The sequence below is a fragment of the Glaciimonas sp. Gout2 genome (assembly GCF_035018905.1).
In the GTDB taxonomy this organism is placed as follows: domain Bacteria; phylum Pseudomonadota; class Gammaproteobacteria; order Burkholderiales; family Burkholderiaceae_D; genus Glaciimonas.
In genome coordinates, this window is sequence record NZ_JASJXA010000013.1 from 106193 (window position 1) to 131328 (window position 25136).

The following is a 25136-nucleotide window of genomic DNA, read 5'->3' on the forward strand; positions in this document are numbered from 1 at the left end:
AAGGCGATCCTTTATGAATTTCACCGATATTTTTATCCGCCGACCTGTTTTGGCCATGGTGGTGAGCTTGCTCCTGGTGGTGCTGGGATTGCGCTCACTGTTTAGCTTGCCGATCAATCAGTATCCAAAAACGCAGAACGCCGTTGTTACCGTGTCGACTACCTATTACGGCGCTGATGCGCAGACGATAGCGGGTTTTATTACGCAACCGCTCGAGTCGGCGATTGCGCAGGCGCAGGGGATCGATTATTTGTCGTCCTCCAGCAGTAGTGGCGTCTCAACCATCACGGCAACTTTGCGGCTGAACTACGATGCCAATCGGGCTTTGACCGAAATTAATACCCAAGTCAGCTCGGTTAAAAATCAGTTACCAGCGCAGGCGCAGCAACCAGTACTGACCGTTCAGACAGGTCAGACCACGGATGCCATGTATCTGGGTTTTTACAGCAACACGTTGCCGACCAATAACGTGACCGATTTTCTAAGCAGGGTGGTCAAGCCTAAGCTGGATTCGGTAAATGGCGTGCAGACAGCCGAGTTGCTGGGTGCGCGTTTGTTTGCGCTGCGAGCGTGGCTTGACGCTACAAAAATGGCTGCTTATGGCGTGACAGCTGCGGATGTCAGTCAGGCCCTGGCGAATAATAATTATTTGGCGGCGCTGGGATCAACCAAAGGTCAAATGGTCACGATACCGTTGACCGCTGGTACCGATCTCCATTCGGTAGATGAGTTTAAGAAACTGGTCATCAAGAACAGTGGTGATTCCGTGGTTCGACTGGAGGATCTGGCGACAGTCTCGCTTGGATCTGAAAACTATGATTTCAACGTAGCCTTTAGCGGCGTACGTTCAGTGTTCATTGGTATCAAAGTTGCGCCAGATGCCAATATTCTGGACGTTGCTAAACGTGTTCGCGCCGTTTTTCCGAGTATTCAGTCACAGTTGCCAGCGGGCTTGACGGGCGAAATTGTGTACGACTCAACTGCGTTCATCAATACCTCGATTAAAGAGGTTATTAAAACCTTGGTTGAGGCGCTGTTGATTGTAACGATTGTGATCTTCCTTTTCCTCGGCAGTGTCCGCGCTGTGTTGGTGCCGGTGATTGCGATGCCGTTGTCGTTGATCGGTACCTTCTTTGTGATGTTGGCATTGGGTTACTCCATCAATTTGCTGACCCTGCTGGCCATCGTCCTAGCGATCGGTCTGGTCGTGGATGATGCGATTATCGTGGTGGAAAACGTTGACAGGCATATGAAGGAAGGCAAGTCGCCGATGGATGCCGCGTTGCTGGGCGCGCGTGAACTTGGTAGTCCGATTCTGGCCATGACCGTGGTGCTGATTGCGGTGTACGTACCGATTGGTTTTCAGGGTGGTCTGACCGGTGCGTTATTCACGGAGTTTGCGTTCACGCTGGCGGGTGCGGTGGCTGTATCGGGCGTGGTCGCCTTGACCTTGTCACCAATGATGTGTTCGCGCTTCTTCCGTCCGGAGCAGGACACGGGGCGCTTTGTACAAAAAATCGATCGGGTATTTGAAAAGGTCCATCACACTTATCAGCGCACCTTGCATTCATTGTTGAATACCTGGCCGGTGTTAATTGTGATGGCGGTGATATTGATGGTGGTGCTTGGCCTGATGTTCAAGATGTCGCAATCGGAACTTGCGCCGGAAGAAGATCAGGGCATCGTCTTGTCTCAGGTCGTCGGTGCACCAACGGCTACCTCGGATCAAATGCAAAGGTATGCGGACCAGGTTTTCAAGGTCGGCAAGGGCATGTCTGAGTATAGCCAAATGTTCCAGATAACCGGTGTGCCTACCGTGAATGCCGGTATTGGCGGCATGCTATTGAAATCGTGGGAAGATCGAACCCGCAGCGCCAAGGAAATTCAACAAGATTTGCAGGCGCAGTGGAATAAGATTGCCGGTGCAAAAATTGCAGCGTTTCAGTTTCCCGCTTTGCCGGGCTCGTCTGGATTGCCGGTGCAGTTTGTTATCACCACTACCGAGCCTTTCGAAAATCTCAATACCATCGCACAACTCGTATTGGACAAGGCGCGGACTTCCGGCAAATTTTACTTTATCGATACTGACCTGAAGATCGATAAACCGCAGGCGACAGTGGTGGTGGATCGGGATAAGATTGCCGCGCTTGGTATGACGCAGCAAGATGTGGGCGCTGCGTTAGGTGCTGCGCTGGGCGGTGGTTACGTCAATTATTTTTCGATCGCGGGGCGCTCGTATAAGGTGATTCCACAGGTCTTGCAAGTCAACCGTTTAAATCCGTCCGAGGTGTTGAATTTTTACATCAAGACGCCAACCGGTACGATGATTCCAGCGAGCACTGTTGCCCATATTAAATACGACGTAGTGCCGGAAGCGATCAGTCGTTTTCAGCAGCTCAATTCGGTCACGCTTTCAGGCGTTTCTGGTTCCTCACAAGGGGATGTGTTGGCTTTCATGCGCAGCGCAGTCGCCGAGGTCGCGCCGAGCGGTTATACGGTTGATTATTCGGGACAGTCGCGGCAGTTCATGCAGGAGTCGGGCGGGTTCCTCGTGACTATGCTATTTGCGGTGATTATTGTGTTTCTGGCGTTGGCTGCATTGTTTGAAAGTTTCCGCGATCCAATTGTGATTCTGGTGTCCGTGCCGCTGGCATTGTTCGGGGCCACGATGTTTATCTTTTTGGGATTTGCTTCGATCAATATTTATACCGAAGTCGGTTTGGTGACCCTGATGGGGCTTATCAGCAAACACGGTATTTTGATTGTTGAGGTGGCGAATCAACTACAAAAAACCGGCGTAGGTAAACGGCAGGCGATTGAAGAGGCTGCCGCTGTGCGGTTGCGGCCTATTTTGATGACGACTGCGGCCATGGTCTTTGGTGTATTACCGCTGGTGATCGCATCTGGCGCGGGCGCGGCGGGGCGGCATGCGATGGGGCTGGTGATTTTTACCGGCCTGTCAATCGGCACATTATTCACGCTGTTTGTTGTTCCTGCCATGTATTTGTTCCTGGCTGAAGATCATCAGGCGGTTGCTGCAAAAAAAGCCGCTCCGGGAAAATTATTGCAGGCAGATTAAGAATCGATTGAACATCACAGAAATTTAATGGTCACAAGGCTAAGCTCAGCTTCAATGGGCTTCAATCATCGGGAGCGGTGGTTGAAGTTTGGTTTGGTGGGATGCAATAGTACGTATCCCACCAATACGAGGTATATGTCACACAAACGTTTTAGTGCTCCTCTGTTTCTGGCTTTAATTGGTTTGAGACAATTTATTACATCTTAAGAAGTCCAACACTGGCATCATCGATATTCGCAACATAATTCGTCTTCAGCAGCCAGATATCTATTGGCCGCTATTAAAAGGAGGTTTTTATGCTTTCCCCTCGATACCTGATCCAGACATCAAATACATCATCACAAAGCAAGTTCAAACATTTTCGTGCCTCATTTTTGGCCCTTGCTGCATTACTGGCGATGCTTTTTGGTACTTCCGTACAAGCCGCAGATAGCAATCAATCGAATGCGAATGCCGCTTATCAAAGGCAACGCACCGCCTGTATGAACGGTACATCCAATGAAGACCGGCCTACTTGCCTGCGTGAAGCTGGCGCGGCACTTCAGGCAGCAAAAAAAGGTCAGTTGACCGATCCGCAAGCGCAACTCGAGAAAAATAGATTGAGCCGTTGCGATGCATTGCCTGAAAAAGATCGTTCGGATTGTGTTCAGCGTATGCAGCCGGGTGGCGTAGTCGGAGGAAGTTCTCAGTCTGGTGGGATTTTAAGAGAGAGTGTGACCACCGAGGTAGGCCCCCCTGTGATAATCATTCCACCCTCTGGTGCGATGCCGAGCGGCAGTCAGTAATGATCTTGCATGATGGAGTTGATAGTTATCTGAGTTGACTTGAGGAGATGGGCGGTTTAAAAGGCTGCCGTCAAGCGCACCAGCATTGCTGAGCGTGCGCTTGGTTCTTCTCGAATTAAAACTGCTCTCGTCACTAAAGGCTAGCCGAGATGTGGTCGCAGAAACACCGAGACGCCATAAATACGAGATGAATACCAGACAAATACGAACAACGCGCTAGTTTTTTAGTGCGTACTCGCGTTTGCGTTTTATCGGCCTATGTAGCCTTCTTTTCAGCTTCGGCTTCCCCTTCTACATAAGCCTCAACGTCTATAGCTTGTCCGTAAACATCAAATTTCATCGCAATCGACAACGATCTGACGCCGATTGTCGTCAGTGCATCGTAGGTATCTTCGATTTCAATACCTAGTTCACGGGTAACCGCGGAAGGTTTTTCTGACGATGCGATCAACGCCCCATCGGATTCGTTATATAAATTCACGCGCAAAACCACGTCGCCGCGAACTTCCGCCGGTCCGATAATGGCGGTAGTATTTTCTGCACTGACACCTTGCTGTTCCAGACCGTGATTTAATTCCGACATCATTTGCAGCATAAAGTATTCGGCGATACCGCGTTCTTTGCCGCCATGAAATAGATCCTGATAGAGAAAATTAACATCGACTTCGCGGTCATCGGTGATAAGGCATTGCTTGACGAGCGGTGCGGCTTGCTCTGTCCAACTTTGGAAACGCTTCTCACGCGCTTCAAAATAAGCGTCAACGGCAGCGTCCTCATCCGGGACGTGATAAAACGCGTCATCAGCAGTCTTTAACGTAAAGCCAAGCAAAAAGCGCAGTTCGACCGCGATATCATCCGGCCCGAAATCGCTGTCAGGCCAACCGCCAAAGCTACTCTCAATAGCGGGTGTCGCAGCCGCTTTTTTGTCGGTCATCGATGCCAGCGCTTCGCGCACCATGGCGTTGATGTGGCTAAAAGTGATGCTGTCGATTTCATCCAAATGATAGGCGTAGCTAACCAGAACGACCGTGGCGTCCTGACTTTCCAATTGCGCCTTTTGCAAACTTTTGGTCAGCAAATCGAAGGCATCCTGATTTTGAAATGACTGCGCGCACTCTAGGCCACCGATCGTGCGTACGAACATAGGGATTAAAAATGCATTGATTTCAACTGTAATACCTTCATCACGACGCGTTAAGACTACTTCTGCAGCCTCTTCAATGCGCTCTTTTAGCAATTGGTAGACGGCCGTGTCTGCGTGTTTTAAGCGGTCTAGCGATTCGTATAAGACGTCGTCTTTCTTTTGATGCAGACTTTTTTTAATGATCTTGTATACTTCGCGCTCTTGTTCTTTTAAGGTATCGTTTGATGGTCCATTTGAACCATCCGATTCGTTATTTTCGTTGCTTGCGCCGATTTCCTGCTCGGCCAGACCGATAGACAGATCGCACAGTTGCTGAACTAAAGCATCCTGAATTTCTTCGTCGGAAGGGGCGGATTTTCGGGGTATTGGGCGCTTGTTTTTTGGCATGATTGTTTGATTAAGTGAATACAAGAATCTGTTGGCGTAACAATAAAGAGGTCGTTGCGCATGCAGGAATGTAGACGTAATTATCCCCTAACACGGCAATTTCAGGAGAGGAACAGGCGTTGAGGGTGTGCATTTATGTTAAATAGGGTGTATTTTCATCTATTTTGCCCTGATAACCGACGTTTCATTTTCTTTTAGGCAATGCAGTGCTAGAATTTTCTTTCTATCAACCTATAGAGTGAGTCACCAAATGAATAAAAATGAATTGATTGAAGGTATTGCTGCAGATTGTGAACTATCAAAAGCAGCCGCTAAACGTGCTGTCGATTCTTTGATTGCTAACGTCATTAAAGCGGTAAAAAAGGGCGACTCCGTACAATTAATTGGATTCGGTACATTCGGCAGTGGTAAGCGTGCTGCTCGCACCGGACGCAATCCACGTACAGGCGAAGCGATCAAAATTAAAGCAGCAACGACGGTCAAATTCACCGCAGGTAAAGCATTTAAAGACGCTGTTAACGGTGCAAAAAAGAAAAAATAAATTTTTCTGTTGGGCTGATTTAAAAAAATGGCGAACCAACGTTCGCCATTTTTTTTCTTCTGAGCTTGTTAACGTTCCATGTTGCATCGATCAGTTGGGCTACGATCAAGACTGTTTACTCTTTGGTTCGAATAGCTGGTCGACTGGTGAGTTAACGGCAAATCAAGGATACTATCTTCCCTATTTCTTAAATGCATCAAAGTGATCTAAGCGGATGCCGGTTATTATTTACTTGGTATTTACTGGTTATGTGCTGGTTATTTCTTTTGTAGTGACTCAAAAAAGACTATTCATGCAGCATTCTTCTGAAGCACCCGCAGTCCAGTCGGTGGCGAAGGGCCAAGGCAAAGCGCTTTCGATAGTCTGCTTGCTAGTCGCGATGTCATCGCTGCAAGGCGGCGCTGCGCTGGCTAAAAGCTTATTCGCTGGTATTGGGGCCGAAGGTGTGACGGCTTTACGCATCGGATTCTCAGCCATTTTTTTATGTGCCATTTTTCGCCCTTGGCGAACCCCGTTAACGCAGATCGCCTGGCGTCCTATCATTATGTATGGCACCGCGTTAGGTTGTATGAATCTCGCGTTTTACATGGCGTTGAAAACAATACCGTTGGGGCCAGCAGTCGCCATCGAATTCACTGGGCCTTTAGCCGTTGCCATATTTTATTCGCGCCGTCCTGCTGATCTGATCTGGCTAGGATTGGCCGTCTTTGGGTTGTATCTGTTATTGCCGATCGGACAATTGTCAGGGGCGCTAGACACGACGGGCATCTTATTTGCGTTGTTTGCTGGCGCCTGCTGGGCTGTTTATATCATCGCGGGTAAAAAGGCGGGTGATGCGAATGGCCGCATGAGTGTCCCATTAGGTGCGTTGGTGGCGACCATTTTTATATTTCCTATTGGCTTTTATCATGCGGGAACTGACTTGTTCTCATTATCGATCTTGCCGACTGCGTTGCTGGTAGCGTTGTTTTCGTCGACTCTGCCTTACAGCCTTGAGATGATCGCGCTAACAAGATTGCCGTCCAAAACTTTTAGTATGCTAATGAGCCTTGAACCTGCCTTGGGCGCGATTTCCGGCTATCTGTTTTTAAAAGAAGGATTGACGTCATCGCAGGGAATTGCGGTGTTGTGCATTATTGTGAGCTCAATGGGCATTACGGGCGCGATAGGCAGAACGCGAAAGTGAAATCTGAGTAATGTATAACCTACAACATTCGTCGGATCGTCTAATGCAAGTCTCGGTTTAGCATTATAGAAGTAACGCCCAAGGCGATACGAAGCGATCTGTCAGTCGGCAAATCCACGTGCTCCCTGTAGTCCTCCTGTATGCACAGCGACAATGCGTTCGTCATCTCTAAATGCATTAGCGTGGACCATATTTCGCAAAGCAAAAAAAAGCTTTCCAGTGTAGACCGGCTCTATAGGAATACCAGTTTCCTGCGAAAAATCGCGACAAAATTGTCGTAATTCTGGCGGTGCTTTTCCATAGCCGCCATGATGCGCATCGGTGATAAGCTCATAATTTGTGTAGGATGGATAACCAGCTTGTTGCAGTAATAATGCAATTTCTTTATGGAGATAGCCTGCATTTTTGAGTACGGCGATGCCGATTACACGTCCTCTGCCCTGCATGCCTGCTAATAATCCTGCCATCGTAGCACCAGTGCCGCAAGCCACCATCATGACTTCTGGAATAAAGGGAAGTTCGTTGACTAGTTCCGCTACGCCCTTTAGTGCGGCGGCCGAGCTACCGCCTTCTGGAAACCAGACGTCATCGTTTGTTTCGGATAGGTAGCGTCGCCATTCATCCGTTATATCACGTAGCGCGCGATAGTCTTCGCGTGTCACAAATTGAATTTCCATCCCGAGTTGTCGACAGTCATCTAACGTTGCTGTATTCATTGCTTCGGTTCCACGTACCAATCCGCGCGTTGGCCATCCAAACAAAGCGCCCGCATGAGCAAGTGCATGCAGATGATTCGACCAAGGCCCACCCATCGTGGTCAGTGTAACTTTGCGGCCTTTAAGCGCGATGAGTGGATATTTAAGCTTGCGAAATTTATTTCCGGAGACTGTTGGATGGTATAAGTCATCACGTTTAATCCATACCGCCCGCCCAATCAACGATGGTAATGCGATGGCGTGAAGCGGTGACGGCGGGGCAAAAAAAGGCATGAGGGCAGAGCATTCATAATAAAGAAGGGTGAAGAGTTTATAGATGTTTTTTAGGGAAATGGCAATCCCGACTAATCTTGTCAAATGCGTTTGTGTGGCTTTAAAGTGTGTACGATCAGATTATGTTTTTTCAACCTTTCAGCTAATTTTGACAAGCAAGCATAGAAAGATTTCTGTAGTATTAGGTTTTAATTAATAGATAACTAATTTCATGTTTCTGAATCCCCGTAGTTGGTTATTAACACGATTACTAATAAGCGCTAAAAGGTTTGGCCATGCCTGCTGATACAACGGCTATTAATAAATTGATGGATCGTTTTAATGCACATTCCAGTGTTTGGTTATTCGGCTATGGATCGTTGATATTCAAAGTTGATTTTCCGTTTGTCGAACGACGGCCTGCATATATTAAACATTGGAGCCGACGCTTCTGGCAAGGCTCATACGATCATCGCGGGACGCTTGATGCGCCCGGCAGAGTGGTGACGCTGATACCGCAAACTGACGCAGTTTGCGAAGGAATGGCCTATCTTATTACGCCAGATATTTTAGAGCAGCTTGATTTTCGCGAAAAGAACGGTTACCTGCGTCTCTACACAGAGATGGTATTTGAAGATGGCACAAGCGCTCAGGGATTGGTTTATATCGCGACAGAAGAAAATTCGGCCTTCCTCGGACCGGCGACCGAGCTGGAGATTGCACGACAAATCGCCGCATCCGCTGGTCCCAGCGGCGACAATAAAGACTATCTCGTTGGTCTGGCAGAAGCACTCAGAGCGCTCGGTAAAGAAGATGCGCATGTGTTTGAAATTGAGCGCCATTTGATCGCATTGTGACATCAGGCAGACCTGATAACTCAGGTCTGCCACGAAGTAAGATGTGACAGAGTCCGTCACCTTTGCGGATTGCTTACGCACATCTGAAAGTCTATGACGCAGAGCGGGCAAGGGAAGCTGCCGCAGCGGGATCTGTATAGCGTTTAGCTACCTTCTAAAGTACTTGCAGCGCAATCAGCGCCATGATGACGGCAGTGATTCTGGTATCAATGAGCACAGTGTCGGTGTGTTGATGTCAAAACCGGTATCAACCAAAGCAAAGTTATCATTGGATGTATTTTCTTGAAGCCCTTATAGTGAACAGAGTGACGTATTGCAGAGTGTCATTCAATGTCGGCAATTCAGTCTCGGCAACGGTCGACAACTAATGAGTAGTCAACATCAAGGTGGAACAATCAATGGAATATCGTGTACTTGGCCGGACTGGCTGGAAAGTCTCAACGGTTAGTTTTGGTAGCTGGGCAATTGGTGGAACGTGGGGCACTGTGAGCGATGAAGAGTCGCGTCTGGCGTTACACAAGGCATTAGATGAAGGCGTGAATTTTTTCGATACTGCAGATGTGTATGGTGACGGCCGCAGTGAACGGTTATTGGCGCAATTGCGCAAAGAACGTAGCGAAAAATTTCATATTGCGACGAAGGCCGGACGTCGGTTAGATCCGCATGTTGCTGGCGGTTATAACCGCGAAAATTTAACTGCCTTTGTTGAACGCAGTTTGCGAAATCTGGACACTGATGCACTAGATCTGCTGCAATTGCATTGCCCGCCGACCGATGTTTATTACATGCCGGAAGTGTTTGGTGTATTGGATGACTTGGTCAAAGCCGGTAAGGTGCAGCATTACGGTGTTAGCGTTGAAAGGGTGGAAGAAGCATTAAAGGCCATTGAATATCAGGATGTGCAGAGCGTTCAGATCATTTACAATATTTTCCGTCAACGTCCGCAAGAGCTCTTTTTTGCAGAAGCCACGCGTCGTCATGTAGGTGTGCTAGCCAGATTGCCGTTATCTTCCGGTATGTTGTCGGGTAAGTTCAATGCGAGCAGTACGTTCGCAGCAGATGACCATCGTCAATTTAATCGACAAGGCGCTGCTTTTGATCGTGGCGAGACGTTCTCAGGGCTGGATTATGCCACCGGTTTGGAAGCAGTTGAAGCGTTGCGCGCTTTGGTACCGACTGGTATGTCGATGGCGCAACTGGCGCTGCGCTGGATATTGATGTCACCGGCGGTCACCTGCGTATTAGCGGGCGCCAAGCGCGCGGATCAGGTTGCAGAAAATATGATCGCCGCCGATTTGCCGCCGCTACCAGATAGCTTGCTGCAAGCAATAGATGTTCTTTATCGTGAGCGAGTTCGACCACACGTTCAACATTACTGGTGATTTTTGCTGGCGATATGATGCGTAACTAATGTAATGATATCGCCAGTTTGTTTGTCACAAATCGACGGTTTGGCCGACCAATTAAAAAGAAAACACACCGTCTATCCCGTTCCGTCCACGCCTTTGCAAATCCACTTACAGACCACTCAGTTAAAGGCGGTTCAATATACATTCGACAATTATTCGGCTTGCTGGATGCACAACTTCGAACTTATTTGTCGCATCATTTATTGGGACTAAGCATAGCCTGACCAGGTATCGGTGCCATTTTTCCGTACATTGAAGGGTTTGCATGCGATTTCTTGTTTATCATTTTGACGCGTGTCAACCTCGATGAATGATGTTCTATTGTCATTCAATTGAGGCTATTAAAGAACGCGCCGGTAGTGCGTTTGCACTGGTCGGTGAGTGCACTCGGCTGGCATTGTGTTTCCTTGCGTATGCAATAACATGATTAATAGGGTTATTAGCGGTCTTCAAAGAGTTTTCTATGTAATAAGCTTGTTTTACAACTCAACTGTTTAATTGCGCTGCGTTAAAATGATGCAGGTTTTCAGCAAGCGGAAAATAACAGAAGAATATTTAACAGGAATAGTAATGAGTAACAATAATAGTAACGGTCCAACAAGTTTAACAAAAGATGAATACGACGCCTTGGCACAGATCGCGCGGACACGGAACCGTGGGCCAGAGACGGCTTGCGTAGCGCGTAATGCTAAGCGCCTATCGGGTTTGAAATATATTGCCTATGGGAAGAATGGGCAACTGGCCCTAACAGAAAAGGGCGAGCAAACGCTATTCGTTAAAAGTTGCATTGAAGGACTTCGGGCTATTTCGACCGACCCGCTCGCGCCGCTTGAAGCTGACGTAGAAGTTTTTCTCGGTAGAAAAGGGCATATCGTCGCTAACGAATCCGGCGATGGCTTTGAGATAACATTACGTGGGCGTGAAAGCCTGGCTGACATCGACTCCAACGCTGGCTAGACGAATGAAGCGTGGTGATATTTTTTTGGAGTTGTCCGAATAAAGGGAGTCAGTATGTCGTGTCAAGCATGCAATGCAATAGAGTTGAGAAAACGTAAAGGCGTGGGCCATCCTAAGTTGACGCAAATTGGTGAACCGGTGAAAGTTCGCAATATGGGGCAGCCCGCAGTCATCATGACGCATTACGTCTGCGAGGAATGCGGTGTAAAGTGGCAGTACGAAGACGATAGGCGTGATGTCTATGCCGGATGGTCGATTGAGCCTTAAGTTTTGAATACGGAGTCTACAATAGGACTTGGGCGCGATTAAATTCTTAGACAGTTGGGAGCAGAAATGGATACCAGCAAAGAGAAATTTAAGCAGGAAGATAAAAAATTCTTAGCTCAGAAAGTACCGACCCAGACTTCTAGTTCTGGATCAACCTCTCACGTAGAAAAGGATCAGTCTTCACCTTCCGCCACGGAAGATAGGCTGAATTCGCAGCATATTTTGCATGAAGTCGCGGTGCAGGCGGATGGAACCGAAGATCCGGGTGCCGGCATTGAGCAAATGGTGGAATCCAAAGTAGAAAGTGGTAGCAGTTTACAACCGTCTTCAACACCGGCCATTGATCCGGCGGCATTATCGCCTAAACGCAATCCCGGCCCTGATTGAGTGCAATGCAGTAGTCATGGTTTGATCTGACAGGAAGTGTCAGCTCAGAAATGGCGCAGATTACACTGTTATCGCCCCTGGCAATATTGCCCTTAATGCCCGCGCTATCGACCAATAAGAGTCGTACAGATTTTTCATTGCAATGACAGCTATGCAGCGATTGCGGACATTGGCGGAACTGCCGCTTCTGACCGGTTGAATCCAAGCCCCAAAGCGGACCTTCTAGATCATGTCATCTGCAGATTGTCACCTCGTCTTCGTCCGACTAAGCACCTCCGATTCCTCCTTGCTGTGTCAGCCGGTGGGTCGTAGGCGCGACGGGCTCCTACAGCACTTGCACAGGATATTTGAAGATTTCTGTGCGCCTCTAGGTCTTAAAGTAATCCAGCAGAGCAGACTCGACCCCGTCCATCAGTTGCCTGAAGTCTGTGTCAAACAGGGCATGTACTACTGCCTTGTAACGCTCCCTCCTGATCGCATAAATCTCGTCCAGGGCCAGCTTGATCTTTTCAAAGGGATTTGGACTGGCAAAGTTGAGTTCGTTGACTGCCATTTTTAACATGCTCATCGCAAAACGGATTCGCTTCGCGTGATCTGACCTTGAACTGACCAGGTCGGCGCGCGCCAGCCCATACACCTTGATCGATATGTCGCCCCGAATGTCCATGGGTTCTATCATCCCGTTCTCAAGGAACCTGAAATGATTTTTCGGTTTGTCGATGCAGGGATTAACCAGTACTGACTGCTCGTGTACCTCATCCCCCTCCTTGGTTGCTCGCTTGGACTCATCAGCCAAAGGGAACCAGTTGCCCTTTCCTGCAAGGTCCATTGTCGGCGCCTGCGCAACCCTTTTTATCTCTTGGGTCCAGACCCGGTTGCACCCGGGACAGGACAGAAGGAGATTGTCCCACGACGCGCCCAGCCACCAGTAACCAGGCTTATGTAGTTTCGCTTTCTTTTTGCCTTGAACAAGATATGCGCCCTTGGGACGGAAATGCTCAATATCAGCTGGGGTCGCACAGGCGTAATCGGATTCACAGTAGGCACAGAATCGGCCAAACATTATCCTTAAGGCGACCTTAACCGAGTCGTGTTTGTAATGCACAAATTCGAACCCCTTGCGAGGGAGTACCTGCTTGTTGTAATGCGCTTTAGCACGAGCTAGCTCGTCCAGCCGATCTGCATCAGTAGCGGACAATACGGCAGGGACATTCCCGCGTGCGATAAAAATCATTTGCCTAACTCACTTGTTGTCATCGTTAGGAGACGACAGTTGCGCCAGTTTACGGTTGAGATCGGAAAGCAGTTTTTTCGAGTCTAGTTCGGCTTCCGGGATCCCGCTCAGATATCGGTCGATCGCACCCAGCATCAAACGCTCTCGCCGGGTAAAGCCGAACTGATGCTGGCTCTGCAATTCCAACGTAATCGCATCCAGCCTGCTGCGGTCGGCGGGTGCAAACTCTTCGTAACGGAGAAGACTGTAATACTCATCAAAAAGCCGCTCGACATCAGGATCCACAGCTGACGACAGACCAAAGTGCTCAGAAGTAAGTATCTGATCGACCCGCATCGATCCGATGTCAGGCAGGTTCTCAAGCGCCCTGACCACTCCATGTTGGTCTCGCCGCAATACCAGAACCTCTCCGTGACTGAGCCCCTTCAGGCATAGGGGATCATGCGTCGTAACGATGAACTGCATTCTTGGAAATGCTTTTCTGAGCATCGGGACCAGCTGCATTTTCCATTTTGGATGAAGATGGTTTTCTATCTCATCAATAAGGATGATGCCCTCCGCGATCTCTGCAGCCACGTAGTGTTCGAGGAGACCACTCATGATGTCGCACGCCAGTGCATGCATGGACTGCAGGCCGTCGCTAAGCCGGTTGAAGGGAGTTAGTACACCGTGGCTCCGTAAGAACACTTCGTTTGTGTTCGGATTCCGCTCAAGCTTGGCATCCTTTGGCAGATGGGATATGGACTTGAGCGCTCTAGCCGCGTAATCGAACTGCTCGTTGCTCAATGAAAGAAGCCATCTTACAGGATCCGTCAGTCCACGGTAGGGGTCAAACAGGTTGGTTATTCTGGAACGTTTTTCTTTATCTTCATCCCGTCCGAGAAGTCTGGTTGCGCCGTATGCAAAAATCAAAACCTTACCATTCGATCGGGACACTTCGAGACGATTTCTATCGTTCCATTGGACCGAATTTCGACCGGTCCTACTGAGCTCTACGGTGACGCCTCCATGATCCGATCCGGAAATCATCCCAGGTTTGTATTTCCTGATGGCGCTCCCTTCCGCAAGTGCGACAGCGATTCCTTTTAGAATCGATGTCTTGCCGATATTGTTTTCGCCAATGATCGCGAGCCATGGAGCCCTTTCATCAGTACTCCGGTTCAGATCGATTTTAATGTCACCCAGAGGGCCAACATTGCTCATCGATACACTGGCAATATAGTTGGACGAATCCTTCTCGGCCGTCTCATCCGGTCTGCCCCCGGCTTCATTTCCAGCTCTCTCGCTGAAATGTTGCGCGTTGGCCCGCGCAGCACCCAGTGCCTGTTTTCCCTCATCTGTTCTGACAAACACGAGGGATCTCACGAAACCCGAGTACGGTGCGCGGTCGCTCGTCATCTCGTTTAACATATCTTCAAGATCGATAGAAACGGTCTGCGCCAGTTTTTTCCGCTCACCAACCAGATCTAGGCGATTCAGATCAAGGGTCTCGATCGTTACATAACCTCTCGAGGTTCTGGGCAGGAGTCTGCCGCTACGGTCAGAGATCAGATGCTGCGACGGGTCGTCCTCACAGGGATTCAGCAGAAGAGGACGCTCGGCGCGTAACGATCCTGACTGACCGTCGACAGGTGAACGCGGGCCTTCAATTGGAAATTTTGAACCCTTGGCTCTAGCACAAATCGCACACGTCAGAAACATGTTGCTCCAGCGATAGGCCATCCACCAATAGTGGTCGGGCAGATATACGCCGGTTTCGGAAATCGTATCCTTCGCTGGACGGTGACGGTGAACGTACCCCGATGCTGCAGAAAGAGGCGACTCACAGTAAGCACATTTCCCGTGAAATAGCTGGGTAAGCGCGGCCCGTACAGCGTGAATGTTCCAATCGGGATTGAATGCATCAAAGTCGTAACGGTTCTGCCGGCGTGCCTCGAGAGGCGATTCAAAAAAGCTATACGCCTTTTTACGGAGCGCCGATCTCTGTCCGTCACTTAAGGGAGCGCTCACCAAAGAGCGTGATATTCGGATCATGATATTCTTTATGTAACTTAATTATTTCGACTATCTGATGAAATTAACTTTGATAGGTAACCAAGGCTCTGCCAAATTCAACGCTTTAGATTTCAAAACCGTAACTGTCATTGGTCTACATTTAGGGGAATCCGACTCTAATCCAGCCGCCCCCGCCGAGGCCTCCATCAAGTGCTTAAAAAGCCATCCGCGTGCAACAAAGACGCTATTTATTCGTTTCAAGCAGCTATTCGATTGTGGCCATTTGTCGCGTGACAAACGGCAAAACTGAGATTGACATTAAATCAATCATTGTGCAAGCTTATGAGAGAGCCTGACAGGCTGCTATCAGTCTGAAGGGGCCGTTCAGCTGGCGCTGTGTAAATGACCGCAATTGGCGGCAGATTCAATCAAGTGATTTAGCGAAACCACGAAAAAAAATTGTTTTGGTTAATCTTATAGTTGATAATTGACTCCATGAACGATACCCAAAACCGCCCCCCACTTCCTGATCGGCTCTCAGTCGATCCTCGTAGCCCTTTCCATAATGCGGCCATATTTGAACATGATGTTGGTATTAAACTTAACGATAAAGAACGCTTCGATGTTGAGGAATATTGTATCAGCGAGGGATGGATTAAAGTCCCGGCCGGAAAGGCGCTAGATCGGAAGGGCAACCCCTTAATGACTAAAGTGAAAGGCACGGTCGAATCTTTCTATCGGTAGGTGCTGTTCTTTGATTCGCATTTCTTTACTTCTTTGATAGCCTGCAAGGGCGTGTGCGCTCACTTTTTTTCGATAGCGATTACACGTCCGCTTTTGGCCGAGGCTGTGTGAAAACGCAGAAAAATTCGGTGCACATAACAATCGGCACCATAAAACGGTCGCTACGTGATCGTCACGATATCGGCAATGATCACTCTACCCACGAAAATTTCCTGCTTTTGCGTTTTCATACAATCTCGGTCGAAGTCAGAAGTTCGAGAAGTGTTAAGGCGCGATAAAATCGTACACTGATTGGCGGGGTCGATTTGCTCTGCTACAAGTAAATAATCTTGCGGTAAATGCGTTTAACAAAAATCTCGGCTGCTAGTCTGTAATTGCCCAAGTAATGCAGATAAATCCACCAGTCGTTTAGCGACCAGATGTCTGACGTTGTCCTTGGATTGCCAAATGCCATAGACGCCGAGAAGGGTGGCGCTGAGCAATTCTTTGCGCTGTTTTTCGACTAATCCAGGCCAGACAATGACATTGATTGAACCGGTCTCGTCTTCGATGGTGACAAACATGGTGCCTTTTGCTGTGCCGGGACGTTGCCGAACAGTGACGATGCCGCAGCCACGGGCCAGTTGATCATTGGCAAAGGTGTTGAGTACATCGGCTGGAACGAACCGTTTTGCGCTTAATTGTTTGCGCAAAAATGCGAGAGGATGGCGACCAAGTGTCAGTCCTAGCGTGCGGTAATCGTTGACCAGACTTTCTTCTTCACTGGGTGCGTTTAGCAATAGCGACGGCTCTTCTACTTTTGCGATCTTTAACAAATCTCTATCGGGTGCGCTGATCAATGCTTGCCATAACGCCTGTCGACGATTGCCAGATAGGGCGATCAGTGCGTTGGCTGCCGCCAATGCTTGTAACTGATCGCGCTTTAAATGCGCGCGTAAGGCCATGTCATGAATGTCGCTAAAGGCTCTGATTGCACGGGCCGCTTCGATCGCCATCACGCTATCGGCGCTTAAGCCGCGCACCATATTTAGTCCTAATCTTACTGCTTGTCTTGCCCTTGGCTGCGCTGTATTTAATTGAGTTGCTTCTGATTGAGAACAGGTTTCCAGAGTTGCCTCCCAATTGCTGATGGTGACATCAACCGGCAACACTTCAACGCCATGGCGGCGGGCATCCTGCGTTAGTTGCGATGGCGAATAAAATCCCATTGGCTGACTATTCAATAGCGCGCATAGAAAAGCCTCCGGTTCATGACATTTCAACCATGCGCTGGCATAGGCCAGCAAAGCAAAACTGGCCGCATGACTTTCTGGAAAGCCATATTCGCCAAATCCTTGAATTTGGCTGTAGATTGCTTCGGCATATGACTTTTCATATTTATTATTTGCCGTCATCCCGGCAATCAATTTTTCACGGTATTTATCCAATCCGCCTTTTCGTTTCCATGCTGCCATCGCACGGCGCAGACCGTCTGCTTCGCCGGGTGTAAATCCTGCTGCGATAATGGCGATTTGCATGACCTGTTCCTGAAAAATAGGGATGCCTAAAGTGCGGCCTAAAGCCGCTTTTAATTCGTCATTAGGAAGGTTGTCTTTTTCTAGCCCTTGTTTTCGGCGAAGATAAGGATGTACCATGCCGCCCTGAATCGGTCCGGGCCTGACGATTGCCACCTCGATGACCAGATCGTAAAATTTTCTTGGTCGCAAACGCGGCAGCATGCTCATCTGAGCCCGACTTTCAATTTGGAATACGCCAACGGTATCGGCGTTGCAAATCATGTCGTAGGTTGCCGTATCTTCGGCAGGAATATTGCGCAGCTCAAATGCTTCACCGCGTTGTTGCGCCACCAACGCCAAGGCACGCCGTAGCATCGTCAGCATGCCTAGCGCCAGTATGTCAACTTTCAGTATTCCCAAGGCATCCAGATCGTCTTTATCCCATTGGACAACACTACGATCTTTCATCGTTGCGTTTTCGATCGGCACCAAACGTGATAACTTGCCGCGTGAAATCACAAAGCCACCGGGATGCTGAGACAGATGGCGGGGAAATCCCAATAACGTATGGGATATCGTTGACCACTGCTGGGCCAGCGCTGATTGGGGATCGACCCCGCACTCCAGAAAACGCTGATCCAGATTGTGCTTGTCATCCCACCACCGATGCGATTTGGCAACCTGATCGACTACGCCGAGATCAACACCAAGCGCTTTGCCGACATCGCGCAATACACTGCGCGGACGATAGCTGATCACTACTGCCGTCAATGCAGCACGCAGCCGTCCGTATTTATTATAGATATATTGGATAACTTCTTCGCGCCGCTGATGCTCAAAATCGACGTCGATATCCGGTGGTTCGTTGCGTTCCTTGCTAATAAAGCGTTCAAATAAAAGCGTACTGCGCGCTGGGTCCACTGCGGTAATGCCGAGGCAATAACATACTGCAGAATTCGCAGCCGAACCGCGTCCCTGACATAGTATGTCCTGACTGCGCGCAAAGCGAACGATGTCATAGACGGTTAAAAAGTACGACGCATAACCGAGGTCATTGATCAGGTCGAGTTCTTGCTCAACTTGTTTTTGGACCTTAAGGGGAATACCTTCCGGAAACAATTGGTGCGCGCCGATATAGGTTTCCTGTCGCAGATAAGTGGTGGGCGTCTGACCCGCAGGTACTAACTCATCCGGATATTCGTAACGTAGTTCATCGAGTGAAAAATGACACAAATCGGCGATGTTGATGGTTTCTGCTAATGCCGCAGGTGAGTAGAGGTTAGTCAGACGCAATCGCGTCCGCAGATGCTGTTCGGCATTTGGTACCAGATCATATCCGCACGCTGCAATCGGCTTACCCAAACGGATAGCGGTCAGCGTATCCTGCAACGGCTTGCGCGAGCGCACATGCATGCAGACATCGCCGGTCGCAACTATTGGAATGGACATCTTGCTTGCCACCATTTCGACGATGCCACGATGATGATCGTCATCGGCACGATGGAGCAACGTTAAACCGATCCAGGCCCGCTGTGGAAAGTTTTTTTTCAGCCACTTTGCCTGTTTGGCGAGGGCGGCAGCACTCATGCCATGACTAGCCAACAGTATGATCAGGCAATCAGGCAGAGTGCGCAGATGTGCGTACGGATTCTCGCATTCATCTGAGTGGGGAGCGACATCAAGTTCAGTCAGATCATCGGCGCTCAGGCGGTATGATCCTTTGGTAGCCCGCGTACGTGCTAATGTTATGAGCTCTGATAAATTACCGTAGCCTTCGCGATTTTGGGCTAATACGATGATTGAGAAAGTCGGATTGTCATCTTGGTCGACTAACTGAAATCGGCTGCCGATAATCAGATGCAGCTTATGGATTTTGGCTTCGGTATGTGCGCGGACAACGCCAGCTACAGAGCATTCATCGGTAATGGCGAGTGCGCGGTAGCCTAACTGTGCAGCGCGGGTAGCCAATTCTTCCGGATGCGACGCACCACGCAGGAAGCTAAAGTTGGTGGCGCAGTGCAGTTCAGCATAGTCCGGAAGTGTTGATTTTAGGGGCAGAGTATTCATTTTAAAAAAAACGATAAAAAAACGATAAAACGCGGCTTTACGGGAAGTCTTTACATTTAATTAGTAAAAAATAAGTCAAAATTTAACGCGTATTTTTGATATTCTTGAAGGTGATTTTTGGTTTGTATGCAGTACGCCAATACTCTTATTTAAGTGGGATTATCATTTATTGACGATTTTCATTACTGAATTAAAGACGAGAGGATTCAGGCAAACAGTCCGTGTAAATACCAATTGATATCTTCTCCATCACGTTCGCGATAGACCCAATAACGCGCCGCTTCACTGCCTTCTGCGATGAAGTAATCGCGTACAGCAAGTCCTTCGTCCCACCATCCGGCTTCAATTCTTTCCGGCCCCGACAGCAACCTTAACGGTGATCCATAAAATGGTCGATGGTCGCGCACCAACAGGGCGAGTGGTTGTTGTAAAAGCCAAAATGGTCGTTGGCTTGCAATGATCGTATTGGTCGTCTGCAAAAGGGTATTGCTGGCAGCTTGCCAGGCATTCGCCACTTCTGGCCGATGATCTGCCAATGCAGCTGGCGCGAGGACATTTTCTGCGCCGAGTCGTGCTGTTAAGAGTTCTAACAAACGATGATAGTCAGCTGAGGTGCCGCCGGGCTCAGGAAAGAGTGATGCGGTAGGTGGCAACATTGGGGTTACCTGGGTTGCACTCAGTCGCACGGCAATAATCGGACCACTTAGCTGATAACGGCTAAGACGCTCTTTTAGCAAGCGCAACAAATGCGCTTCATGCCATGCCGGTTCTGCGAGTGTTATTTCCAAAGTGCTTGGTGCAATTGCCTGACGCCCGCGTTCATGTTCCATTGAAAGAACAAAACCAGAGATCGCCAACTGTTGTGCCGCCAGCCAGCCGATCATTTGCTGGATTAAGTGACGTGCGCCGAACAAGACCGATTCGGCATGTTCTATCCGATCTGGTAATTCCAGATAGGCTGAGAATTCTTTCGGGGCTTGCACCCATTCAAACATTTCCGGTGCGACGCCATACGCACAATCGAGCGTTTCCAGTATCCGTTTGTCGCTACGTCGCAGCAATCCCGCGCGCGGTAATCTGCGAAGATCAGCAATGGTGCGACAGCCGATTCCTTCCAGCCACTCTTGATAAGGATGTGTTGCCGGCAATACAGAAAATGGTAATGCCTGGATGTAGCGCAGTGCGGTATCCATTCGGACGCTGCGACGTTGTTTGGGTAGACCGGAACGCGGTACATAACGCGCTAAACACCACGCTCCTTGTGCGGTTGGCGCCATGCTGATTTGTGCGGTAAAGCCGAGCGCATCAATGCTTGCACGCACACGACGACAGAGTACTAAGCGACCGCCGAAAGCGCTCAGGCTGGCGCTGATGTTAAGCAGTAAGCTGGCTTCTTCGGCATGTGTGACTTCCGGTGTGTATTGCAACAATGTCAGCGCTATCGCATCCATTGCACTTTGCTCCTTGACTAAATCCCGTTCATAAAGGGTAGTTTGGGGAGCGATTGCCAGCACGCCGCCGCGCCGCATTCCGCTGCGCACACCGCTGGCGGCAGCATCGGTTGTCATCGTCAATACCTGATCGTGATCCATTACCGCCATCATGCCTGGTGCAGACCAGCGCGGGCGGCAGGTTTCAAGCGGTAATAAAGGAAGATGTACACCAATCCACAAAGGCATCATTATTGGCCTCCTAAAAAGTGGCTGTACGCGTCAGTTCGAGTCAATTCGCGTCAATATTGGTTATGCGGTGCTGGCAATTCCACAGACTGGATTTGTGTTTCTAGTGCGAGTTCCTGGTTATGCCCTTGGTTCTTCTTCATGGACTGAGTTGTCTTAATGTTGATTCTTGAGAGTATTTTTGTGTCCGTAATATTTGTGCTGACTGAATGTATTAATGGATTTGATGTTTCTTCCACTGCATCCGATGCTTCGCTATTGGCCCAAGTCAGGTAAAGCGGTTCAATATGTTGCGGTCCGCGACGCTTGAGTAGTTGTACTTCGATACCGTTATGTGCAGGGCGGAGCAACAGTCTTAACGGCGCAGGTGACGACTCATGGGCCGCGCTCAAAGGTCGGACCATCCACAACATGGTGTTGCTGGCTTGTGCTGCGAGGTGCAAGCGTCGTAGCGCATCGGTACGGATATGAGATTGCCAGAAAACCAGAGCACCACAACTACCATTGCGTAAAATCTGCTCAGCTGACCAAAGTGCATCAGCGCTTCCGGCGGTCTTTATCCATAGCAATTGATGCACAGGCAGACCCCAGCCGCTCCACGCTGCTATTTGGGGTAAATGGGGGGGGTGCAAAAGGACGATCCTTCGATTCTCTTGCGTGAGCATGGTTAAGGCAGGTTGCAATAAATGCATTTCACCACTTCCAGCTTGCTGCAACAAAAGCTCTATTAATGCCGAATGGGGCCATCCGCGATTGGGGAGTTCTTGATCCAGAGCGTCATGACCAGATGTCATGACGGCGCCGCGATAAGATGACATTTGATTGCCGCGCCACAACGCATGCGGGAGCGATTCAACTAGCGACTGTGCAGCAACGGATATGCTGCTGGAGCGAGCGGCAGGAGGCGCAATAATATGTGGAGTGGCGGACATAATTTAGCTCAATTGTTTAGTCGGATAGCATTTTTGCTAACTGACTTAATTAACAGATTATTTGAATAGACGAGAAAAAGATAATTTCTATTGTACTGTATAAATATACAGTACTTTTTCAATGGCTCTTCAATAATTCATTAGCTAATTTTGTTATGAGCCCACTTTGATGCTGAATTTTGCTAAATATTGGCTTTATTTTGTCTGTAGATCGATAGCGTTAGCGGGGTGATTCTTTCCGCATATTGCGGAACCTAGGTGAGTTGGCTTTGCGACAAGTTCGCTTCGATTCATTTGTGGCATTGTTTTCGGTACTTTGGTTGACGAATATCAACTCACCTCGATGTGCTTTTGATACCGCATACCTTCCTTACATCATGCACATGAGGCAAAAATACCATGAAATCTACACCAATTTTACTTTTTATGACTGCTCGCCTCAAACAATTCACGTGCCAGAAATTTTTGGACCTGGACATTCATATTGTTAGGTGAAGCATCGCGCGTATGTCTCAATTTTGTATTTTCAGCACCTACTTTAGGTAATACTATTGACATATGTTGAAGCCATGCGATAAATAGATCAGGCATCATAAATGCCGCAATTTTTTCATCGGGTGGTCCTTCGAAGACTTTTTTGACAAACTCCTGAAAACGTTTATCAGTGAGATCGTTCTTAATACCTTCGGGCAAATAATTCTTGAGGGTAGCGGGCAATACCGTTTTGAAATGCGCTAAAAAAATCTGCTTTGTTTGTGGTTGAGTTCCCGCATATCCCAGAAATGCCGCCTGTGAACTGAGTATGGCGTCGGCGTTCCGACGCAGACCGTTTTCTGAGTGGTGCCCATATTTTGATCTGTCTGCTGTAAGATAAAATTCCTGGTGACCGTCCGGTATTGCCAAATGTGACAACTCATGTTGTAAGGTGTCCTGCAACGAACTGGGGTTGTTGATTGGTGATAAAAATGTTGTGGTTATCAGATAAAGCTCGCCACGCTCAGGGCCGCCTTCATAAGTGTAGGCTGAAATCGTGTTGGCAAAGAGCGACGCCTCCTGAGGTGCGCTTTCTATATGTTTTTCCAGGTTATATCGGTAATGTATTCCTTGCGGGCTGATTGACGGCGAGATAATGCGTAGCTTATTGATGTTGTAGGGAGCGGCGCAACTGCCAAATTTTGATATTGTTCGTACCAAATTATCTTTGTAGGCCATTGTCAAACTTTCTTCAGCAACGTGAAAAAAAGCAGAAGCATGCTGCCAGAATGGTTGTGGGTCGTTCTTCGCCCAGTCTGTCAACTGACCGGCAAGTGAGTAGCTATTGGCGTATGCAGCACTAATATCGTGGGCAAATTTCGCTCCATAAATAGCACTTATTTCAGATAAGCCTTTGGCACGCACCGCAAATGTCCAGCCTCCAGCCTCTGTCAGTACTGAGGCTGGAGGGGGACCAAATACCGTTTTCCAGAGCCGCGATGTCATTTTTTGTTGCGGCATGATGAAGTTGGTTTCGTAATCATCATTTAAGTGGTTCAGCTCTTTTACCTGATCAACGTAAAGGTCTGCTAATTCGCCATAAGACTGTTGTGTCTGGCAGAGTTGCAGGCCTAGTTTGCACACATCTTTCAGTGCAGTGGCCGCCCCTCCCAAATGATCAGAGGATTCATGCTCTAGCTGTAAGTGTACTTCTTGCCAAAACTGCGTCAAATCCCGCAGCCTATTTGCTGGCACAGTGCCGCGTCCCCATGTTAACGTGCGTAGCTCCTTGCTGGCGGCAGACACGGTCAATTTCGGCTTGCTAACCATGCGAGCGGTTAAAGCGAGAAAATCTTGTGCGAGTTGGGGAATTTTTTGGAACGCATTTTCAATTTTTTCAGCATCGCGTAGCATTTCAAGTCGAAGCAGCGAGCGCTCATAAAAAGGAAGGTTTTTCATATCCAGCGTAACAAGATGATTGATTGCCTTAGTCCGTGCCGACTCTCGTGGTAAGGGCGTGATGTTAAAGCCCATCATGCTACAACTTGCTTGCAAAGTACCAGGTGGCGCTCGCCTCACTCTGCATCGCTTTTCTTCAAACGCCTCAGCAGAAAGTTCTTCGAATGCATTTTTTTGGTTCGGGCCATGGCGATATATGATGTTGCCGCTCTCATCTTGAAAGCTGAAAATAAATTGATCGGCATTAAAATTATCAACGTACATCGTCGATGCTGACCAACCTTCTGGTAAGTTAAACCCCTGTTTTATTGCGTCATCAAAAGAGGTAATAGTCTTAGGAAGCTCAGAGACTGGTGTAATCAAATGATTATTTGTTACGTGCCAGTTTTCGCCGTCATATTTCATATCAAGGCGTAAGTCGTTTGGAATACCTTCTCCCATAACGCGACGTTCCGTGCCCGGTCCAGATTTCTCTTCCAGTAAATAGAATTCGTCTTCAAGCTTGACATATTCACGGCCTCCTAAGCTATAGACGCCGCTTTCTGGCCGTTCCGGCGCTTGGTCAAAGAAACTCTGGTACTCAAGCTTGCGCACCGCGTTGAGAATTTTGTTGTTGTACAACATATCCGCTACGTCCGATGACGATGAGAGTTGTGGAAAGTTTTTCATGAACCTGGAAAAAACTTGCGGATCTTCATCGACCAGATGTCCATATCCTTTAAACCATTGCTCAGTCTGCAATTCCAATTTTTCTTCCGATTCATTCCAGAGGTAACCCACTTTTTTTTCTGAACCATCTAAGGCCATGACCAGATATATCGGTCCACCAGCCATCTTTTGTATGAGTCCTTTGGGGGACAGGTTATGCGGGATATTGAGCGTGTTTCCCTTAACTGAAATCGTGTTCGGAAGCGCGCTGACGGTTGCTGGTGCGGTATCGACAAATTCGGAAATGCCAGTTCTGAAGTGCAAATCTTCTGGTTTGGTAGCGAGATGTGTACTTATTTCAAGTTTTGGGTATTCTGGCCGATCGTGACCACCGATTCTGGTCTATCGTGACCGACCATTCTGGCGCATCGTGACCGCTCAT

Annotated in this window: 18 protein-coding genes; 10 read left to right on the forward strand and 8 right to left on the reverse strand. The window is 48.6% G+C overall.

What is annotated here, in order from left to right; translation table 11 throughout:
• Positions 1 to 13 precede the first annotated feature (13 nt).
• Together QN379_RS11540 and QN379_RS11545 are read left to right on the forward strand one after the other, a co-directional pair.
• Positions 14 to 3079: an efflux RND transporter permease subunit gene (locus QN379_RS11540; RefSeq protein ID WP_322239469.1), complete on the forward strand. Its 3066-nt coding sequence runs from the start codon at positions 14 to 16 to the stop codon at positions 3077 to 3079.
• 296 nt (positions 3080 to 3375) lie between these two features.
• Entirely contained in the window at positions 3376 to 3864 is a 489-nt protein-coding gene (locus tag QN379_RS11545; protein WP_322239467.1) for a hypothetical protein, read from the forward strand.
• Between the two features lie 256 nt (positions 3865 to 4120).
• On the opposite strand, the gene QN379_RS11550 is transcribed toward QN379_RS11545, so the two are convergent.
• Positions 4121 to 5395 (reverse strand): DUF2863 family protein, encoded by a 1275-nt coding sequence (locus QN379_RS11550; RefSeq protein WP_322239465.1) that lies wholly within the window; start codon positions 5393 to 5395, stop codon positions 4121 to 4123.
• Between the two features lie 250 nt (positions 5396 to 5645).
• On the opposite strand from QN379_RS11550, the gene QN379_RS11555 reads away from it, so the two are divergent.
• Complete coding sequence (locus tag QN379_RS11555; protein ID WP_322239463.1) at positions 5646 to 5936, forward strand: HU family DNA-binding protein; 291 nt, start codon at positions 5646 to 5648, stop codon at positions 5934 to 5936.
• 292 nt (positions 5937 to 6228) lie between these two features.
• Positions 6229 to 7122 (forward strand): EamA family transporter, encoded by an 894-nt coding sequence (locus QN379_RS11560; protein WP_416186837.1) that lies wholly within the window; start codon positions 6229 to 6231, stop codon positions 7120 to 7122.
• Positions 7123 to 7223: 101 nt separating this feature from the next.
• Here the strand turns inward: QN379_RS11560 and QN379_RS11565 are convergent, their stop codons facing one another.
• On the reverse strand, positions 7224 to 8111 hold the full coding sequence (locus tag QN379_RS11565; RefSeq protein WP_322239461.1) for a 1-aminocyclopropane-1-carboxylate deaminase/D-cysteine desulfhydrase: 888 nt from the start codon (positions 8109 to 8111) through the stop codon (positions 7224 to 7226).
• A 275-nt stretch (positions 8112 to 8386) separates the two neighbouring features.
• Here QN379_RS11565 and QN379_RS11570 point away from each other — a divergent pair, with 275 nt between their 5' ends.
• The 5 genes from QN379_RS11570 to QN379_RS11590 all read left to right on the forward strand — a co-directional run bounded on the left by QN379_RS11570 (position 8387) and on the right by QN379_RS11590 (position 11967).
• Complete coding sequence (locus QN379_RS11570) at positions 8387 to 8947, forward strand: gamma-glutamylcyclotransferase (protein WP_322239459.1); 561 nt, start codon at positions 8387 to 8389, stop codon at positions 8945 to 8947.
• A 398-nt stretch (positions 8948 to 9345) separates the two neighbouring features.
• A complete protein-coding gene (locus tag QN379_RS11575) occupies positions 9346 to 10329 on the forward strand; it encodes an aldo/keto reductase (RefSeq protein WP_322239457.1) in 984 nt (327 codons plus the stop codon).
• Between the two features lie 597 nt (positions 10330 to 10926).
• A complete protein-coding gene (locus tag QN379_RS11580) occupies positions 10927 to 11313 on the forward strand; it encodes a hypothetical protein (protein WP_322239455.1) in 387 nt (128 codons plus the stop codon).
• A 54-nt stretch (positions 11314 to 11367) separates the two neighbouring features.
• Positions 11368 to 11580 carry a hypothetical protein gene (locus tag QN379_RS11585; protein WP_322239453.1) on the forward strand — a complete coding sequence of 71 codons (213 nt, stop codon included), beginning with the start codon at positions 11368 to 11370 and terminating at the stop codon, positions 11578 to 11580.
• Between the two features lie 66 nt (positions 11581 to 11646).
• Positions 11647 to 11967 carry a hypothetical protein gene (locus QN379_RS11590; RefSeq protein WP_322239451.1) on the forward strand — a complete coding sequence of 107 codons (321 nt, stop codon included), beginning with the start codon at positions 11647 to 11649 and terminating at the stop codon, positions 11965 to 11967.
• 367 nt (positions 11968 to 12334) lie between these two features.
• On the opposite strand, the gene QN379_RS11595 is transcribed toward QN379_RS11590, so the two are convergent.
• Positions 12335 to 13201 carry a hypothetical protein gene (locus QN379_RS11595; RefSeq protein WP_322239449.1) on the reverse strand — a complete coding sequence of 289 codons (867 nt, stop codon included), beginning with the start codon at positions 13199 to 13201 and terminating at the stop codon, positions 12335 to 12337.
• A gap of 9 nt (positions 13202 to 13210) precedes the next feature.
• Positions 13211 to 15235: an AAA family ATPase gene (locus QN379_RS11600; protein ID WP_322239447.1), complete on the reverse strand. Its 2025-nt coding sequence runs from the start codon at positions 15233 to 15235 to the stop codon at positions 13211 to 13213.
• Between the two features lie 456 nt (positions 15236 to 15691).
• Here QN379_RS11600 and QN379_RS11605 point away from each other — a divergent pair, with 456 nt between their 5' ends.
• Positions 15692 to 15940, forward strand: coding sequence for a DUF3297 family protein (locus QN379_RS11605; protein ID WP_322239445.1), 249 nt, complete (start codon positions 15692 to 15694; stop codon positions 15938 to 15940).
• A 344-nt stretch (positions 15941 to 16284) separates the two neighbouring features.
• On the opposite strand, the gene QN379_RS11610 is transcribed toward QN379_RS11605, so the two are convergent.
• The 4 genes from QN379_RS11610 to QN379_RS11625 all read right to left on the reverse strand — a co-directional run bounded on the left by QN379_RS11610 (position 16285) and on the right by QN379_RS11625 (position 25018).
• Positions 16285 to 19503 (reverse strand): error-prone DNA polymerase, encoded by a 3219-nt coding sequence (locus QN379_RS11610; RefSeq protein ID WP_322239443.1) that lies wholly within the window; start codon positions 19501 to 19503, stop codon positions 16285 to 16287.
• Positions 19504 to 19709: 206 nt separating this feature from the next.
• The gene (locus tag QN379_RS11615) at positions 19710 to 21185 is read right to left on the reverse strand and encodes a DNA polymerase Y family protein (protein WP_322239441.1); all 1476 of its coding nucleotides are present in this window, start codon (positions 21183 to 21185) and stop codon (positions 19710 to 19712) included.
• A 50-nt stretch (positions 21186 to 21235) separates the two neighbouring features.
• Positions 21236 to 22114, reverse strand: a complete 879-nt coding sequence (imuA, locus tag QN379_RS11620) for a translesion DNA synthesis-associated protein ImuA (RefSeq protein WP_322239440.1) — start codon at positions 22112 to 22114, stop codon at positions 21236 to 21238.
• Between the two features lie 417 nt (positions 22115 to 22531).
• The gene (locus QN379_RS11625; RefSeq protein ID WP_323506679.1) at positions 22532 to 25018 is read right to left on the reverse strand and encodes a hypothetical protein; all 2487 of its coding nucleotides are present in this window, start codon (positions 25016 to 25018) and stop codon (positions 22532 to 22534) included.
• Positions 25019 to 25136 lie beyond the last annotated feature (118 nt).